We start from the raw sequence: 18,448 nt of genomic DNA, 5'->3' as shown, positions 1-18,448 counted from the left end.
ATATTTAAACACTTTGTTCTACTTCATTAGCTACTTCAATATTTTCTTTTGCTAATTTCCTTGGCTTTACTACATCCATATAGTACCAAACAATACCAAATACAACTAATAATACTGGAATATTAATTAATGGATTACCTACTGTAAATGCCATAAATACTAAGAAACTTTGTGTTAAACTAGTTGCTGCAAAAGATGAAATTAATGCTCCTGCTGCTAAACTTAAATCAATTCCAACACTTCCTGCTAAATCAGTTAATACTGGTGCTGTTACTGTACCTGCTAATAATATAGCTGCTGTTGTGGCTAAACCAATAACAACATTTTTAAATAAGTTTCCTCTAGTTAAAGCTACTACTAACGCAACTCTAAATGGTACTACTGCTAAGTCTGCGAAAGGTAACATTCTGTTTCCTGGAAGTACTACTGCTAATAATATTGTTAAAGGAATAACTATTAATGATGTAGTTATAACATCTGGATTTCCTGAAATTACTGCTGCATCTAAACCTATATATAAATCTCTTCCCTTGAATCTCTTTTTAGCAAACTTTTTAGCTCCTTCAGATATTGGCATTAAACCTTCCATAAATAATGATGTCATTTTAGGTATAAGTACTAATACTGCTGACATATTAACTGCAACATTTGCTATATCTGTGAAGTTATATCCTGCTAATGCACCAATAATTCCACCTAGGATTAATCCCATTATTATTGGTTCACCAAAGAAACCTAAGTATTTTTTAGCATCTTTTAATGAAAAGTTTATCTTGTTTACTCCTGGTATCTTATCTAATACCCAGTTTAATGGTACTGCAACTATTAATGATGATAAAGCTGATACTGTTGGTAATGATACCCCTGGTAATCCAAAGTAATCTTCCACCATTGGAGCTGACCAGTCAGATAATTTAAATGTCACAATTGCCATTACTGCACTAGCACCAACAGCTAAGAATATGTTTCCTGTAACAAAGTATGTCATAACACCAACTATTGCCATATGGTGATAGTTCCATATATCAACGTCTAAAGTATTCGTTTTCTTAAGAATTAACATTATAATATTTATTGCTAATATTGCAAATATTAAAATTGGTATAATTGGTGATGCCCATGTTACTGCTGCTATTGTTCCCCAACCAACATCTAGTACATCTAAACTGAATCCCCATCTTTCAACCATTGCTTTTGCAGCTGGTCCAAGACTTGAAGATAATAGGTTAATTACAAGCTTGATACCTGCAAATCCTATACCAACTGTTAAACCTGATCTGAAAGCTTTTGCTGGCTTAACACCGAAAACTAGTCCAACACCTAAAATAATTAGTGGTAAAAGTACTGTAGGTCCTGCATTTAGTAATGTCTGGAATACGTCATAAATTAGTTCCATTATTAAATCCTCCTCATTATAAAAATAATTTTATATATTATTCTTTTGCATAGTTTACGATTTCTTCTAATGTTTCCTCTTCGCCTATTCCTGTTAATAAAGACATTGCAGAAACTACTGGGATTTTAGCACTATCTCCACCATATTTTCCTGTAGTAACTAATATATCAAAATCATCTACCTTACTATCTATTTCTAATAATTTGCATTGAGTTACTGAAACACTTACTCCATTTTCAGCACAAACCTCTTTTATTTTTGTTGCAACTACTGTTGATGTTGCGATTCCATTTCCACAAGCTACTAATATTCTTTTCATTTTTTATTCCTCCAATTTTATAGTTAATTTAAATAGTTATTGATTACTTGTAATACATCTTCATCGGATGTAGCTTCTATTATCTTTTTTAGATCATCTGAACTTTTTATTAATTGAACTATTTTTTGTAACATTTCAATATGTCCATGAGGCTCATCCAAAGCAAGCATTATTACAATCTGTACATCTAATGTTTTACTTGGATCATCCATTGCTTGAAAGTTAACAGTATTATTAAGTACTCCAACTGCAATAGCTGATTCATTTACTAAAGTATGGTCACAATGAGGAATTGCTATTTTTATCTCTGCTGGTAATCCTGTTGGATATTCAACTTCACGCTTTAAAATAGCTTCTTTATATCCTTCTTTTGCATAACCTTCTTCTTTTAATTTATCTGCTAAAAAACTTAATATATCGTTACTCGTATTAAAGTCTAAATTTCTATAAACTAAAGTGCTATGACCCATATTCTATCCCCCTACTCTATTTCTTTCTCTAATTCCTTTAATGTCTTAACTAAACTTTCTATATCTTTGTTTACTATATCTTCTTTATTAAATAGACTAGAACCTATTCCTAAATAATCTGCTCCGTTTTTAATAAATTCTTTAGCATTATCCTTTGAAACTCCTCCAACTGCCATTATAGGAATATTTCCTAACGGTGCTTTAATATCTTTTATATAGCTAGTACCACAAGATTTTGCTGGAAATACTTTAACTATATCTGCACCATTTTCATAACACCACCATACTTCCGTTGGACTCATAGCTCCTACTACACTTACAACATTATTCTTCTTACACTCATCAATAACTTCTTTTTCAACTACTATAGGAGTTAAAATAAAAGTTGCTCCAGCTTTTATAGCTTTTTTTGCATCATCTAAGTTCTTAACTGTCCCTGCACCAACACTAACTCTATCTCCATATTCTTTAGATATCTTCTCAATTATTTCGAGTGCACCTTCAGTATTTAATGTTATTTCTACTGCTCTAATATTGGACTGAACTAAAGCTTCCATAACAGTTCTTGTTTCATCATAGTTATACCCTCTAAGGATAACTGTAACTTTAGAAAAATCTTTCACCATTTTCCCCCCTTTAGTTTTCTTGCCATATATTAAAGCAATACTCATGCCAACTTTTTTGGTTGGTTTTGTAGAATAACAAATTATAATAATATTTCTATTATTTCATCCTTGCTAGAACTTGATTTTAGCTTGTTTAAAGTATCTTCTTTTTTAATTATTTTATATAGTTGTTCAAAATATTTTCTTGAATCATCTTTCAAAGCAACTAGAAAAATTAGATCAACTTCATAATTTCCGTCCCATACTATCTTTTTGTCTAATTTAGTAATTAATATGGTTGGTTTTGTAACAAACTCTGAATCTCCATGTGGAATGGCAATTCCTCCTTTTAAATATGTATTACCAAGCATTTCTCTTTTAAATACACTTAATAAAAACTCTTCTTTTACATATCCACCATCGATTAATTTCTTAACCATATCATCTAGAGCTTCATCTTTGTATTTATATTTTTCATTAACATGTATTACATCTTTATTTATAATTTCAGACAATGTATTTTCTTCATTCTCAGAGATTATGTTATTTAGTTTCTTAACACCCTTTCCTTTCATGATATCTTCTAGTGAAATGAAAGGTATATTTCTAAACTCAGGATTAATAGTTCCAACTATTGCCTTTATATTCTTTTTCTTTGCTATATTTGTTAATGCAATATTTACATCATCATCCATAAATCCAATTGAAATAACATTTATTTTTTTACCTATCGATACTACTTGAGACTCAACATACTCTTTAATTTTTAAAGCTGCTCCTTTACCAGTAATACATAATGTAACTATTACATCTTCTAAATTGCTGTTTTCTACATAATACTGACTTAAGCCATATCCTTTAGAATCATTTTCTAAATCCTGAACAATTTCATCTAATGATTGATCAGTAAGTGCTGACTTTCTAACTGCCTCTAGCACCATTAAAGTATCTACCCTACCTATTACCCCTGTTTCTATTCCAGTTTTAGCAGTAATAATATCTCCAAAAGTAACTAATGAGCCCATGTCAACTAAAAGAATACATCCCTTCCCTTGATCATTTTCTTTAACACCTTTTATTGCCTTTTCAAGCATAACATCCGGAGAGTCTCTGAAATCCATATCTATTCCTATAGCATGTTCCACTCCTAAGAACTTATTTGCCACTTCCGCCATTGCTGAAGCTACTCGTCCATGTGTCATTACTATTACAGCAACTTTCCCTTCTGTATCTTTTACTTCCCTTCTATAATTTTTAAGATACATTGTTATAAATCCTATTTCTGCTTCAGGTATATCAATATTAAGTCTTTCTTTCGCAACTTCGCATATTTTAATAGCTACATTAAATTCTTTTTCATATTTACTTTTTATTATGCTTAGTTTAGGATTGATAATCTCTTTCCCAGTTAATATTCTTTCATAAGTAGAATTTAGATGTACTGCTAATGGATAAATTATATCTGATTGTAGCCCTGTAATATTATTTTTTGCTACTTTGATCATTTCTCTAGCAACCTCTAAACTCTTTACCCCTACTAAATTCATAAGCTCGTCATTATTCACAACAGAATAATTAATAGCTTTTGCTCCTCTAATTAATTCAAGTTCAACTTGCTGACTAAGTATTTTAGATATTTCCTCATCTGCATATCCAGCGAATTTAAGCTCTGACTGTCTTTTTTCTATAAATTTATATATATTAGAATTTTCTTTTCCATCCTTATTACTTTTTTCAACTTCCACTTTTCCTTTATTAGATATATAAATATCTTCCATAATGAACTTTTCAATTTCTAAGCTGTTATTATTGTTTATTTGATCATTTATATAATCTGGAAGATATTTTTCATCTATATATAATGTTTTATCATCATTTAAGTTATTTTCTAAAAAGCTTATAGCACAAGCTACCTTTATGTCACTTTTAAGTTGTCCTATGTTACCTTTGCACTCATATTTCATAAGCTTACTCATTACATTTTTAGAAATAAGCATACCCCTATTAATTCTTTTGCTTTCTTCTAAAAATATTTTGTTAATTAATTCAAATCTCTCTTCATAAGGTCTATTTTTAATCGGAGGAATTTCTATAACCATAGGTATTCTTCTTCTAAATGTTAATAAAAGTGAGCTTTCAACATTTTCTGTAGTTGCAGCAATTATCATAACATTACTTTTTCTAACATTTTCACTTTCTCCTAATCTTCTAAAACTTCCTCTATCTAATATGCTAAACAGAATTTCTTGTCCCTCTGCTGGTAATCTATGTACTTCATCTAAGAATAAAATTCCACCATTACAACTTTCCACTATACCAATCTTATCTTCATTAGCACCTGTATATGCACCTTTAACACTTCCAAAAAGCTGTGATAATAAAAGCTGAGGGTTATCAGCATAATCTGCGCAGTTAAATACAATGTATTTAGATTTATCATCAAAGTTCTTTGTACTTTTTGCAAATTCATACATTGCATCTGCTAAATAACTTTTTCCAACACCTGATGGTCCTAAAATTAACACATGTAATCCATGCGGTGGATAGCTTACAGCTGCTTGGGCCTGTGCTATTTGAACTCTTAAGCTTCCATCATGACCAACTACATTTTCAAAATAATTCTTTTCATCTATTTGCGGTTTTATGTTAATATTTTCTTTACCCTCATTAGAATCTAAACTAGCAAGTATTTCTTTCTTTATATTTGATGCTGCATATCTTTCAACTTTGTACCCTAAAGCTTTTAGTTCTTCTGCAAGAGCTCTGTCTGATATATTTCTGTTATTTTCTAAAATTTTTAAAGCATCATTACTTATATACTGTAACCTTCTATTTCTAGAGTTATTTATATTATTTTTCTTTCTAAAATCTGTAACTACTTCTCTCAATATTTGCAATTTATCTGCTATTTGTTCATCAGTATAAGGATTTTTCTTATCTTCAGATTCTAGAAGTTTACTTATCAAATTCCCTATATTCATACAAAATACCCCCATAAAAAAAATTATATTTATATTGCTATAATACACTATTTTAAAATAATTTAAAATTATCTAAATAATATATAAGGAATCAAAAAAATGAAGCATGTTTTTCAACTTGCTTCATTTTTATTATAATTCCTTTTCAAAAGCTAATCTTTCCGTGCCATCTTCAACAAAAATTATCCCACAATACTCATATCCATTTTTTAAAAGTAAACTTTGCATAGTTTTATTATCTTTATGAGTATCTGCTCTCATACTTTTTATATTATTTTCTTTAGCTATGTCCTCAGAGCTTTCTATAATCTTTTTACCTATTCCTCTGTTAGCATAATCTCTTGAAACTGCAATTCTATGAATAACTCCGTATTTATTGTCAGTTATCCAATCACCATTATATATAACATCATAATTTTTATCTCCATCAAAAGATAATACTGTTGTTGCTATTATTTCACCATTATCATCTAAAACATAGCTATGATCATTTTCTATATCTCTTAATATAACTTCTTTATTAGGATAACCATTTTGCCATTGATCAATATTATTAATTTTCAAAAATTCCTTTGCTTCATCAATTATTTTAATTACTGAATCTAAATCTTTTTCAGTTGTCTTCCTAAAATTCATAGTAGCCCTCCAACAAGTAATATTATTTAGTATTATACATGAAATAAAGATAAGAATAAATCATCACTTGATATAAAATGCTAAGCATTTTATTAATGAAAGAATGAAAAAATTAAAAAATGAAAGAATGCCTATAAAACAAAAGAGGTTTTGCATTGCAAAACCTCTTCCTTCATTTTTTCATTCCTTCATTCTCTTAATTTTTTCATTTTAAAATGCTTCGCATTGTAAAACTTAAGTTTTGCCTGCAAAACATCCTTAATTCTTCATTTTTAATTATTAATTTTTCATTGTGCGATAGCACATCCTATCTGCCTATTTTCCCTACTCCATCTTTCATCAAGCTTTCAACTTCATCTATTTTAACTAAGTTACCATCTCCATATATACTATGTTTTAAAACAGAATTAGCTGCTGCAAACTCAGATATATACATTGGATTTTTATTTGATAATATTCCATATAGTATTCCCGTAGTTAAGGCATCGCCTCCTCCTACTCTATCTACGATATCATCTATATCATATATCTTTGATTGATATAATTTATTATTACTATAAAAATTACATTGTAATGTATTTGATGATGCAGATTTTATTCCCCTAAAAGATGAAAAGATATATTTTATATTTGGATATGTCTTTGTAATCTCATCATAATAAGCATTTAACTTTTCATCTTTATCTTCTTTATTATTATTTAAACCTAATATATTTTCAGCATCTAATATCCCCGCAGAATATATATTTACATAAGGAAGTATCTCCTTAGTAACTTTGCTTGCTTCCTCTAAAGACCACATTCTAGCTCTATAGTTTGAATCATAACTAACTAAAATATTATTTTCTTTGCAATAATCTAATATTTTAAAGGCTAAAGTTCTAGTTTTTTCTGAAATCGCCATAGTTATTCCTGTTAAATGAAGTATATCTACTCCTTTTAACGCTTCTACTATATCTATATCTTCTTCATTTATATCTGAAAATATTGAATTTTTTCTATCATAAATAACTTTAGAATTTCTATTTCCACTCCCAACTTCTAAATAATAAATTGGAGTTCTACCTTCATGTTGCTTTATGAACTTTGTATCTACTGAATTAGATTTTAAATAAGAAATAATAGCATCTCCAAAGCCATCATCAGATATCTTACTAATAAGTCTAGTTTCAATACCAAAATTACCTAAACCAACTAAAACATTAGTTTCAGCTCCACCATAATTGATATTTAACTCCCTAGAGTTAGATATACGAATACCTTTATTAGTGGCTAATCTTAATAATACTTCCCCAAAAGCTGCAACTCTCACTTTAGACACCCCTTGCACTTTCAAGCTTTTTAACATATTCATTACAAGTAGCTTCTATTTCATCAAACTTTCCAGCTTCACCTAGCTTGTTTAATTCTCCACCAATACCAACAACATCTGCTCCAGCTTTTATCCATTCATCTATATTATTTAAATTAACTCCACCTGTAACCATAATATTAGCATGTGGAAGTGGAGCTTTAACTGATGATATATAACCTTGTCCAAAAGTATTTCCTGGGAAAAGCTTAACTACATCTACTCCACTTTCATAAGCAGAAACTATTTCATTTATAGTCATTACTCCTGGAATATAAGCTACATTATATCTATTACAAAGTGTAGCAGTATCTTTATTAAAAGATGGTGAAACTATATATTCAGCTCCTGATAATATAGCCATTCTTGCAGTTTCAGCATCTAAAACTGTTCCTGCTCCTATTACAACATCATCATTTTTTATATATTTTTCTGATAACTCTTTAATTATTTCATTTGCGTACTTATTAGTATAAGTAACTTCTATAGCCTTAACATTTCCTTTTATGCAGCTTTCTGAGATCTTAACTCCAATTTCTTTAGTTGTTCCTCTAACAACTGCAACTACTCCACATTTCTTTAACGCACTTAATACTTTTATTCTTTTCATAATTAATCACTCCTTATGATTTATTCCATATATCCGCCCTTCATAGGTGAAACTGCTTTATCTGAAAATATTTTTAAAATTCCTGACTTATATTTATTTCCTCTTGGCTTCCATAACTTTTTACGCTCTACTAAAATATTATCTATATCGCTTAGTTCTAACCTTTGTCCATTAACTCCAACTATTTGAAGTACTCTCTTCTCTATATCAATTTCAATCAAATCATTTTCCTCTACTAGTGCTATTGGACCTCCAACTGCTGCTTCAGGTGATACGTGTCCTATAGCTGGGCCTTTTGAAGCTCCTGAAAATCTTCCATCAGTAATAAGTGCTATACTAGCTGATAATTCCTTATCTGAAGAAATAGCTTCTGTTGTATAGAACATTTCAGGCATTCCACTTCCCTTTGGACCTTCATATCTTATAAACACTGCATCTCCCGGCTTTATTTTCTTAGTAAGTACTGCTTCTATAGCTTCTTCTTCACTATCAAAAGGTCTAGCCTTTAATACTGCTTTATGCATTTCTTTTGGTACAGCAGAATGTTTAACTACTGCTCCCTCTGGTGCAATATTACCTTTTAAAATAGCTATAGCTCCATTACTTCCAATAGGATTATTAAATGGTCTTATAACATCTTCTCTTTTTAAACCAACCTTATTTAAATACTCATTACATCTATCATAAAAACCATTTTTTCTTAAGTCTTCTAGATTTTCTCCTAGAGTCTTACCTGTAACAGTCATTACATCTAAATGAAGTAATTCCTTAACCTCTTCCATAATTGCTGGTACTCCACCTGCATAGTAAAAGTATTCAGCGGGCCATTTTCCTGCTGGTCTTATATTTAATAAATATGGTGCATATCTGTGTATTCTATCAAATGATTCTTCATCTATTTCAATTCCAAATTCATGAGCAATGGCTGGAATATGTAAAAGTGAATTACTAGATCCTGAAATTGCAGCATGAATTACTATAGCATTTTCAAAAGACTTTTTACTTACTATATCTCTAGCTTTTAAATTCTTTTTAGCAAGCTCAATTATTTGTTTTCCAGCTTCAACTGCTACCTCTTCTAAATCCTTACACGTAGCAGGCATTAATGCACTTCCTGGTAGCATTAACCCTAGAGCCTCAGCCATAACTTGCATAGTAGCAGCTGTTCCCATAAATGAACATGCTCCACATGATGGACATGCATTATGTTTATAGTAAGTTAGTTCTTCTTCTGTAATTTCTCCACGCTTTTGCATAGCACTATAGGCACCTATTTGTTCTAAAGTTAGAAGGTTAGGACCTGCCTCCATTACTCCTCCAGTAACTATTATTGCAGGAATATTAATTCTTCCTATTGCCATAAGATGTGAAGGTACTGCCTTATCACAACTTGATATAAATACTCCACCATCAAATGGAGTTGCATTTGCATGTATTTCAATAAGTGAGGCAATAGTATCTCTTGAAGCTAATGAATAATTAATACCGTCATGACCTTGAGCCATTCCATCACATATATCAGTAGCAAAGTATCTTGCAGCTTTTCCACCTTTTTCATTAACTCCTAAAACTGCATTGTTAGCAAATTTTAAAAGATGAGCACTCCCAGGATGACTGTCACCAAAAGTACTTTCTATTATAATTTGAGGCTTAGATAAATCATCAACAGACCATCCCATCCCCCTACGTAATGGATCCATTTCTGGAGCAATTTTTCTTATATCTTGGCTAATCATCTTCTCCACCCCTTATATTATTTCTAAATTAAAGTCATAGCTCGGATATGTTTAACACTCCGAGCTATTTTAATAATAAGTTATTATTTAAATTATCTTTTGTTTTTAAACTACTTATCTTAAGCTTATTTATAATTTATCTAAACCTTAAGAAATTGCTTAAAGTGTTGTTAACTCTATTTTAATTCTGGCCAGTAACCCTTGTTAGCTTCTATTAAATCATCTAATATTTCTCTTGCAACCTTTGCGCTAGGTACTGTCTTAGATAATGTTAATGCTTGCCATAACTTTTGATAGCTTCCTTCTATCCATGCTTCAACAACTAATTTTTCTACAGCTACTTGTTGTTCCATTAATCCTTTTTCAAATCTTGGAATAGCACCTTGTACTAAAGCTTCTGGACCATTACTTCCAACTATACATGGAACTTCTACCATAGCAGTTGGATCAAAGTTTTCAATAGCTCCCTTATTTTCAACTATACATAACATTCTCTCATGAGTGTTATATGCAATAGCTCTAGCTAAATCTACTATAAAGGATGCATGAGCATCTATATGGAATTCTCCACCCTTAGCTGTTCCCGCTTTTACTATATTTCTAGCAGCTTCAAATACATGCTTTTCTCTTCCATTCATTACTTCGTTAGCTCTAGTAAATTCCTTATCAGAATGCTCTACTACGTAATCTGGATATAAGTAATATTTTAAGTATGTATTAGGTAAGAAGTTTGGATCTAAAGCTATTAAGTCCTTAGCCTTCTTATGAGTTTCTTGCCAGCTTGGTTCAGTATGTTGAGTATCTACTTCAACTTGATTTAAATAACCATTTTCTGAAACATAAGCTCTAAGCTTTGGCATTAAATCATTTCCTTGTTTATCTCTAACACTTGTCCACCAGCCAAAGTGGTTTAATCCAAAGTAGTTAACTTCTAAATCTGCTGGTGTTAAACCAACTATTTGAGACATACGTCTTAATGTTCCAACTGGCATATCACAAATATTTAAAACCTTTGAGTTAGGCTTTAATACACGACATGCTTCTGCTACTATTGCTGCTGGATTTGAATAGTTTAACATCCAACAATCAGGAGAATACTTTTCCATCATATCTATTAACTCTAACATCCCACCTATTGAACGCATTCCATATGCAATTCCACCAGGTCCACAAGTTTCTTGGCCTACAACTCCATGTTTTAGAGGAATCTTTTCATCCTTTTCTCTCATTTCATATTTTCCAACTCTTATATGAGCCATACAGAAATCAACATCAGTAAATGCTTCTTCTGGATCTGTTGTATATGAAAACTCAACTTCTGGATAGCTTTCTTTTAATAATATTTCTAATGCTTCACCAATTACTGCTTGACGCTCTTTGTCATTGTCATATAATTTTAATTTACGTAATGGGAATCTATCTGCATTATCTAAAAGCATCATTACTATTCCTGGTGTAAATGTACTTCCACCACCTGCTATTACTACAGAGAATTTTCTATTATCCATATCTTTTGTCCACCTTTCATCTTTTCAATCTATAGAACTTATTTTCTATCACTTATAAGCACATTATAAGACAAGTAAATATCTATGGAAACAGTTTCGCGGCTCAAAAAAACCTGTTACCTTAGGTTGTAACATGTGCCTTAAATCCCTTTCTATCTTCACTGTTTTATTACATTTACCAACCTAAAATTACCATGTTATTATTTAATTGATAACTGTTTACACATGACAAAAATTAATAACACGCATAATAAAAGAGCTACTATATTAGTAGCTCTTTTATAACTTGTAATTCGCAATAAATTACTCCCTTAATTCTTCATTATAAATTATCCATTATTCTCCAAAGGTTAGTTTGCTTCTATTCCAAGAAACTCATCAACATTTTTTCTAACGCCAGTAACTTGAAGTCCATAGATAACTTGAACATTTTCCCCTTTAATTACTACGCCATTTGCTCCTGTTTCATTCTTTAAAACAGCTTCATTCACTAAAGAAGAATCTTTTAATATAAGTCTTAATCTTGTAAAGCAATTATCTACTTTTACAATATTATCAGCTCCACCTAATGCATCAACTATAATTGGTGCAAAGCCAAATTTATCTTCTAAAGTATTTCCATCATTTTTATGAGCTACTTTTTCTTTGTAGTCACTCTTAGTATGAAGCTTAGTATCTCCATCTTCTTCTCTTCCTGGAGTTCTTAACTTAAACTTAGTTATAACAAATCTAAATATTACATAGTAAACTACAAATTGTCCTAGTCCAACTAAAATATACATTGGCCAACCTGTCTTCTCTATTCCTAGTGGTAAGTTATATAATAAGAAGTCTATTAATCCATTTGGTCCTATAGCTGTAACCCCTAATACATTTAATACAACCATACCTAAACCACTTAATAATCCATGTATTAAGAATAGTACTGGTGCTGCAAACATAAATGAAAATTCAATTGGTTCTGTAACACCTGCTAATATAGATGTAACAGCTGCTGGTATTAATATAGCTTTAATCTTTGTTTTATTTTGTGGTAATGCTGTATGATACATTGCTAAACATGCACCTATTAAACCAAACATTTTAGAAAGACCTCTAGCATCCCAAATTACTGATGCTGAAAGTTTAGCTATAGTTGGATCAGCCATTTCTGCAAAGTAAATATTTCTTGCGCCTTCAAAAACTTGACCACCAATTTCTGCAACACCACCTAAAGAACTGTATAAGAATGGTGTATAAACTAAGTGATGTAATCCTGTTGGAATTAATAATCTTTCTAAAGATCCATATGTAAATATTCCAAAGTTTCCTGATTTTTGAATAAATTCACCAAGATTGTTAATTACATTTTGTACTGGTGGCCATATATAGCTAAATAAAACTGCTAAACCAACAGTGACTGGTATTAATATAATAAATACTAATCTAGAACCACCATAAATTTGGAAAGCTCCATCAAATTCTTTTTCACAGAACTTATTATGTATATAAGCAACAACAATTCCCAGTATAATTCCTAAGAAAACCCCCATATCAAGAATTTGAACTCCTAATACAGTAGTTTGTCCACTTCCTCTTAAAGCATCTGCTGGTGCTAGCTTTTCAGTTAGTGTTAAAAATATATTCATTGCATTTATAAATACTAAGAATACTAAAAGTGAAGTAAATCCAGCCTCCGCCTTTTTCTTCTTTGCTAATCCAACTGCTAGTCCCACACAAAATATAATACCTAAGTTAGTTAATATTGAAACTAGTGAGCCTGATAGCATTTTCCCAAGTCCATATACCATATCATTTTTAAGAAATGGTAAGTACTCTGCTAATTTTGCATTTGTTAATATATTACCTATAGCTATTATTATACCTGCAATCGGTAATATTAAAACTGGTACAAACATCCCCTTAGAAAAGTCTTGTAGTTTTGTCATTATCTTTTCTTTCATAGTTAATCACCCTCCATTACTTTAACGAAACCATTTACATTTTTCATTATAATTAGCAGTCTACTTTCTGTATATAGATTTTAGTCCCAAAAAAACGTGTTACCCAATTAGATAACACGTTACTTATAATTATCGTTTTTCTTCTTATAGTACTCGTATATTAATAGTTCTAATAAAATTAATACCTTTGGGAAGAATGTATTTGGCATTAAATTTCTATCATCTAGTTTATTCGGATCATCAATTTTGAAGCTTATATCTGAAAGCTTACTTATGCTATTCTCTTTTTCATTTGTGAATGATATCACTTGTATCCCTTGCTCTTTTGCTATCTTAACCTTATTTAGTACCATTGAAGTTTCCCCTGATTTTGAAATCACTATAATAGCACTAATATAATCTAGATTATTTTCGAATACTCCTATGGAATCCGTACCATTTGATATTATACATCTTTTTCCCATTACTAATAGTTTCTTATTTATGTACTCTGCAACAATTCCTGAAAAACCTGTTGCATAAATGAATATAAATTTGTTATCATCATTAAAAAGTAAGTCTATAAACTTTTCAATATTCGTTTGGCTGTTCATTTCTAGTAGATTCTTTAAATTTAAACTTTCAACAAATCCTTTTTCATTTAACACATCGCCATCTATACCCTTTTTCAAAGATGATAAATTATATTGCATTTCTAAGAATCCAGAATACCCTAACTTTTTCGCTAATCTCATGATAGTTGAAGTAGATGTAAAGTTATTTTTAGCGATACCTCTAACCCCTAGCTTATTAACCTCATTAATATTTTCAACTATATACTTTAAAACCTTTATTTCAATTTCAGTAAGACCTTTATTTTCAATAAATTTAGATAAATCCATTACACATACTCCTTAATCATTATTATAAGATTATACAGTATTTTTTAAAATTTCTCACTATACATATTTATATTAATAAATTAATACTATTATAATTTAATTTTAGATTCTAACTTTTCTATTGCTTCTGACATTCTTTTTGCTTTTGTTTCTTCTTTTTTGGCTGAAGTTATCCACTGAAAGTACTTTCTTTTTTGTGAATAAGATAGGCTTTCATAAAACTCATGTGCTTCTTTACTTAAAATAAGTTTCTCTTTAAAGTCCTTAGGTAACTCTATTTCTCTTTCCTCTTCATCTTTTTGTAATTCTACACTTACAATATCTCCATAAGTTTTCCCTATCTTATTTCTTATTTCCTTTGTTATTCCAATCATATAGCAAGGTAAACCCATCCTTACAACTGACCCTCTATATTCAACATTATCAAATTTCACTTTAACCCTTACCCTCTTAGCTCCAAACTCTTTTTCAATATCTAAAGGCACTTCTATATATGTTGCATCTTTCCCTTCATGCTTTTTTATTTCTGCTTCAAAATTATATTTTTTCATACATTTCTCCTTACTATATTAATGAATCTATAATTTTACTTTAATAAAATTATAGATTAATTTCAATGTATAATACTGGCTTTCAATTCTATTTCTTATAATTCTTCTTATAGATATTACTGGTTTGGCTACCGCTCTCTAATTATAATTTTAAATAAAGTAAGATTACGTAAAAATCCTTATAAAAAAACCTATAAACGAGATTTGTATTTATAATCACGTTTATAGGTACATATTAAATCATTTTAATTAGAGTATTATTAAGCAGCCATCTTGAAAAAGCTCTCTCTATTAATATGATATTCGATTTCCTTTTCAAGCAATTTAACTTCTTTAAAGCCAATTCCTTTAAATAAATTTTGAGATCTTTTATTAACTTTCTTTATTTTTGCAATTACATTGTCTGCTCTCATATCAAAAAAAGCAACCTTTAAGGCTTCAACAACTGCATTGTGCCCAATACCTTTTCCCCACAGATCCTTTTCACCTACTGCAATTACTATTTCAACAAAACTTCCCTTAGGTACTAACCTCAAGAATCCTATTGTCCCATACAAATTTTTAATAGTAAAAAATCTGCAATTGTTATTAAAAAGATGAGTTAGTATAGGCATATTCACTCTATTTACTACACTCATTAATTTTTTTTGTACATTAGCTTCTTCATTTAAATAACTTATTATTTCCTCATCACTAAGCCAATCACATATTTTTTCAGCATCTGCCCTATAAACTTCCTGACTCAGGGCAATATTACTAATTTCCACAAAGAACACTCCTTAGTTAATATTTTATCTTTAACAATCATATATTAACCTGATTACTAATATAAGTAAAAATCAGTATTCTTCGTTGCCTAAATTTATCTCAATTTATTTAACTTTTTCTTTAATTTCTATCATTTTAATATATTCCTTATATTTCCCATTTATAGTATTTAATTTCCTTTTAAAGTTATTAAAAGTATTTTTCTGTAATTTTATTTATTGCAACTACCTATAAAGCTATTAAATATTTTTCTTTGATCTTCAAAATCTTTATATAGTAATTCAGGATGCCATTGCACACCTAATACAAATTTTTTATTTTTCAAATAAATACTTTCTATTAAATCATCTTCTGTTATACCTGCAAGACTAACTTGGTCAGAAATACTTTTTACTCCTTGATGATGAAGTGTATTTACCATAATCTCATCTTTTTTAATTATATCAAATAACAAAGACTCCTTATTTATAGTAATCTTATGAACTAACCTATTATATGGCTTTCCTTGTCTATGATTGCTTTCTTTATTATTATATTTTTCAACTTTTAAGTCCTGGTATAAACTTCCACCTAAATATGAAGCTAATAATTGAAAGCCTCTACAAATAGCTAAAATAGGTTTATTTGATTTTAAAATCTCGCCAAGCAAAATAGCTTCCATAGTATCTCTAGCTGTATTAATATATCCACAATAATTTTCTTTTTTCTCATTATATATTTTAGGATTTATATCTTGTCCTCCTGTTAATAAAAATCCATCAAATTTATCAGATAATTCCTTAATATCTTCTTCATTATCTATTAATGGTAAAATAACAGGTATTCCACCAGCATCAGTTATAGCATTTAGGTATGCTGGCAACATCCAAATACTATCTTTTTCATCATCAAATAGTGCTGTGACTGCGATAATTGGTTTACTCATAATATATCTCCCTTCTCCAATATTCACTATTAAAAGTTACTTTTATATATATAATATCATTGTTTCTATAAATTTTGTTCCATAAATAAATATATATAGAATATTTATTGAAACTTATATAATACTTTTTATTATTAAAAATATTGATATATAATATACGTATTACTTACTTCTATAGGAGAAATATTATGAAAATAATTGATTATAAATACAAAAATATTAGACTAACTAAAATTGGTGGTTTGAATAATTCTAATTATCTATTTGAAGTTAAAAATGAAAAATACGTTTTAAGAATTCCAAGTAAAGAAAATAATAATAACTTTAAGAATGAAGGTAAGATATTAGATCTTATTTCGCCTTTAAATATTACTCCACTAATCAAATATCATAATGATAATGGAATATTAGTTAGCAAATATAAATCATCTACAAAGATTAGCTTAGATATTTATAATTCAAAATTTTTTATAAAGAATCTAGTAGTATCATTAAAAAAATTACATAAGAATAAATGCAATGTATTTTTTAATCCCTTTAATGAAATCCGTAACAATATATATTATTTAAAAAATATAAACTATAAATTTCATCATGATATAGAAGGATTATTATATAAATTAAAGTCAATAGAAGAGTTCCATTCTTCAAATATAGACTTTGGCTTATGTCATAATGATTTAAACATCTCAAATATACTATTTTCAAATAACAATATATATTTTGTTGACTTTGAATTTTCAGGAATGGGTGATATATTTTTCGATTTAGCGACAATCTCTTGGTTTTTAAATGAAGATTTAAAGGTAGAGCTACTTAATAGTTACTTTGGAAATTATACTTCTTATTTAAAAGAAAAATTAGAGAACTACATCTTTATAGTGAAATTTTGGAATGCAACTTGGAGCTTAATAAAATCTACAAATACTAATAGTGATTATGATTATAAATTAGGCGGAAATATGATATTAGATGATTTAATTAAAAACTATCTTTAATTAAAATACCTATTAGTAATTTATATATAATTTAACAATTACTTTTTTCTTACATATAATGAATAAAAAATGTTTTGGAGCTCTTATCTTGGATTATGATGATTTTTTAGAAAACTTAGAAGAGTATATAAGGAACTCAGAATTAAGTATAGGAGAAACTGAGATCCTTGGAGCAACATTAAATTCTTTGGGATATCTTATAATAGCATATGGGGCTAAAATTGATATTGATGAGTTACTAAATGATGATACAAATAGAGATACTGCATTTAGAGTATTTCTTTTTGGTCAAGGCCTTATTGCTTTAGGATATTCAATACTGTGGGTAGTATCTTTGAATCGATTAAAAACCAAAATATTAGAAAATGATTATTTAGAAAGACAAAATAGCCTTCATACTTATAGAAAAGTTGAAATATCATATCTTCTAAGTTCTTTTGCAAACCTACTTAGATTTGAGGCATTTTATGAACTATTAATTCTTAAAGATGAAGAATTAAGTGAAGAAGAATAATGGGGCTGTCGCACAAACAGCCCAAATTAAGAATTAAAAATTAAAAATTAAAAATTAAAAATGAAGAATTATTGATGTAATTCTTACAGAATTACTAAAATTAACTTCTTTAAAAAACTCCTTAAGGAGTTTTTTCAGACTGCTGACAAAGTGTCAGCAGTCTTTAATTTTATACATATATGTAATATAATAATAAATATTTTAATTTATTACATAGGAGTTTACTAATGATAAACGAAAGAAAAGAATCACAAAA

Annotated in this window: 17 protein-coding genes; 2 read left to right on the top strand and 15 right to left on the bottom strand. The window is 29.1% G+C overall.

Translation table 11 applies throughout. The annotated features are described in order from the left end of the window. Positions 1-4: 4 nt before the first annotated feature. The 15 genes from GPX08_RS02600 to GPX08_RS02530 form a co-directional block, all read right to left on the bottom strand. Entirely contained in the window at positions 5-1,396 is a 1,392-nt protein-coding gene (locus tag GPX08_RS02600) for a PTS galactitol transporter subunit IIC (RefSeq protein ID WP_156625147.1), read from the bottom strand. 37 nt (positions 1,397-1,433) lie between these two features. Next, complete coding sequence (locus GPX08_RS02595) at positions 1,434-1,715, bottom strand: PTS galactitol transporter subunit IIB (protein ID WP_156625145.1); 282 nt, start codon at positions 1,713-1,715, stop codon at positions 1,434-1,436. A 23-nt stretch (positions 1,716-1,738) separates the two neighbouring features. Continuing rightward, positions 1,739-2,185: a PTS sugar transporter subunit IIA gene (locus GPX08_RS02590; RefSeq protein WP_156625143.1), complete on the bottom strand. Its 447-nt coding sequence runs from the start codon at positions 2,183-2,185 to the stop codon at positions 1,739-1,741. Between the two features lie 11 nt (positions 2,186-2,196). After that, positions 2,197-2,808 carry a 2-dehydro-3-deoxyphosphogluconate aldolase gene (locus tag GPX08_RS02585; RefSeq protein WP_156625182.1) on the bottom strand — a complete coding sequence of 204 codons (612 nt, stop codon included), beginning with the start codon at positions 2,806-2,808 and terminating at the stop codon, positions 2,197-2,199. An 83-nt stretch (positions 2,809-2,891) separates the two neighbouring features. After that, positions 2,892-5,765: a PRD domain-containing protein gene (locus tag GPX08_RS02580; protein ID WP_156625180.1), complete on the bottom strand. Its 2,874-nt coding sequence runs from the start codon at positions 5,763-5,765 to the stop codon at positions 2,892-2,894. 138 nt (positions 5,766-5,903) lie between these two features. Continuing rightward, positions 5,904-6,407, bottom strand: a complete 504-nt coding sequence (locus GPX08_RS02575) for a GNAT family N-acetyltransferase (protein WP_156625142.1) — start codon at positions 6,405-6,407, stop codon at positions 5,904-5,906. Between the two features lie 307 nt (positions 6,408-6,714). Next, positions 6,715-7,719 (bottom strand): sugar kinase, encoded by a 1,005-nt coding sequence (locus tag GPX08_RS02570; RefSeq protein WP_156625140.1) that lies wholly within the window; start codon positions 7,717-7,719, stop codon positions 6,715-6,717. Between the two features lies 1 nt (position 7,720). Then, positions 7,721-8,368 carry a bifunctional 4-hydroxy-2-oxoglutarate aldolase/2-dehydro-3-deoxy-phosphogluconate aldolase gene (eda, locus tag GPX08_RS02565; RefSeq protein WP_156625138.1) on the bottom strand — a complete coding sequence of 216 codons (648 nt, stop codon included), beginning with the start codon at positions 8,366-8,368 and terminating at the stop codon, positions 7,721-7,723. Between the two features lie 20 nt (positions 8,369-8,388). Further along, positions 8,389-10,104, bottom strand: coding sequence for a dihydroxy-acid dehydratase (locus tag GPX08_RS02560; RefSeq protein WP_156625136.1), 1,716 nt, complete (start codon positions 10,102-10,104; stop codon positions 8,389-8,391). A 176-nt stretch (positions 10,105-10,280) separates the two neighbouring features. After that, positions 10,281-11,612: a 6-phospho-alpha-glucosidase gene (locus GPX08_RS02555; protein ID WP_156625134.1), complete on the bottom strand. Its 1,332-nt coding sequence runs from the start codon at positions 11,610-11,612 to the stop codon at positions 10,281-10,283. A gap of 350 nt (positions 11,613-11,962) precedes the next feature. Continuing rightward, positions 11,963-13,555, bottom strand: a complete 1,593-nt coding sequence (locus GPX08_RS02550; protein WP_156625132.1) for a PTS glucose transporter subunit IIBC — start codon at positions 13,553-13,555, stop codon at positions 11,963-11,965. A gap of 119 nt (positions 13,556-13,674) precedes the next feature. Further along, complete coding sequence (locus GPX08_RS02545) at positions 13,675-14,436, bottom strand: SIS domain-containing protein (RefSeq protein ID WP_156625131.1); 762 nt, start codon at positions 14,434-14,436, stop codon at positions 13,675-13,677. 89 nt (positions 14,437-14,525) lie between these two features. Then, positions 14,526-14,987, bottom strand: a complete 462-nt coding sequence (locus GPX08_RS02540; RefSeq protein WP_156625129.1) for a DUF1905 domain-containing protein — start codon at positions 14,985-14,987, stop codon at positions 14,526-14,528. A 260-nt stretch (positions 14,988-15,247) separates the two neighbouring features. Next, positions 15,248-15,754: a GNAT family N-acetyltransferase gene (locus tag GPX08_RS02535; RefSeq protein WP_156625127.1), complete on the bottom strand. Its 507-nt coding sequence runs from the start codon at positions 15,752-15,754 to the stop codon at positions 15,248-15,250. 212 nt (positions 15,755-15,966) lie between these two features. Beyond that, complete coding sequence (locus GPX08_RS02530; protein WP_156625125.1) at positions 15,967-16,680, bottom strand: amidotransferase; 714 nt, start codon at positions 16,678-16,680, stop codon at positions 15,967-15,969. Positions 16,681-16,877: 197 nt separating this feature from the next. On the opposite strand from GPX08_RS02530, the gene GPX08_RS02525 reads away from it, so the two are divergent. Both GPX08_RS02525 and GPX08_RS02520 read left to right on the top strand, forming a co-directional pair. Beyond that, positions 16,878-17,678 carry a phosphotransferase gene (locus GPX08_RS02525; RefSeq protein ID WP_156625178.1) on the top strand — a complete coding sequence of 267 codons (801 nt, stop codon included), beginning with the start codon at positions 16,878-16,880 and terminating at the stop codon, positions 17,676-17,678. An 88-nt stretch (positions 17,679-17,766) separates the two neighbouring features. After that, positions 17,767-18,192: a hypothetical protein gene (locus GPX08_RS02520; protein WP_156625123.1), complete on the top strand. Its 426-nt coding sequence runs from the start codon at positions 17,767-17,769 to the stop codon at positions 18,190-18,192. Positions 18,193-18,448 lie beyond the last annotated feature (256 nt).

The organism is Clostridium tertium (assembly GCF_902652255.1).
Classification (GTDB): Bacteria; Bacillota; Clostridia; order Clostridiales; family Clostridiaceae; genus Clostridium; species Clostridium tertium_A.
Note: the sequence above shows the minus strand (reverse complement) of the source record. Positions and strands in the feature narration are given on the sequence as shown.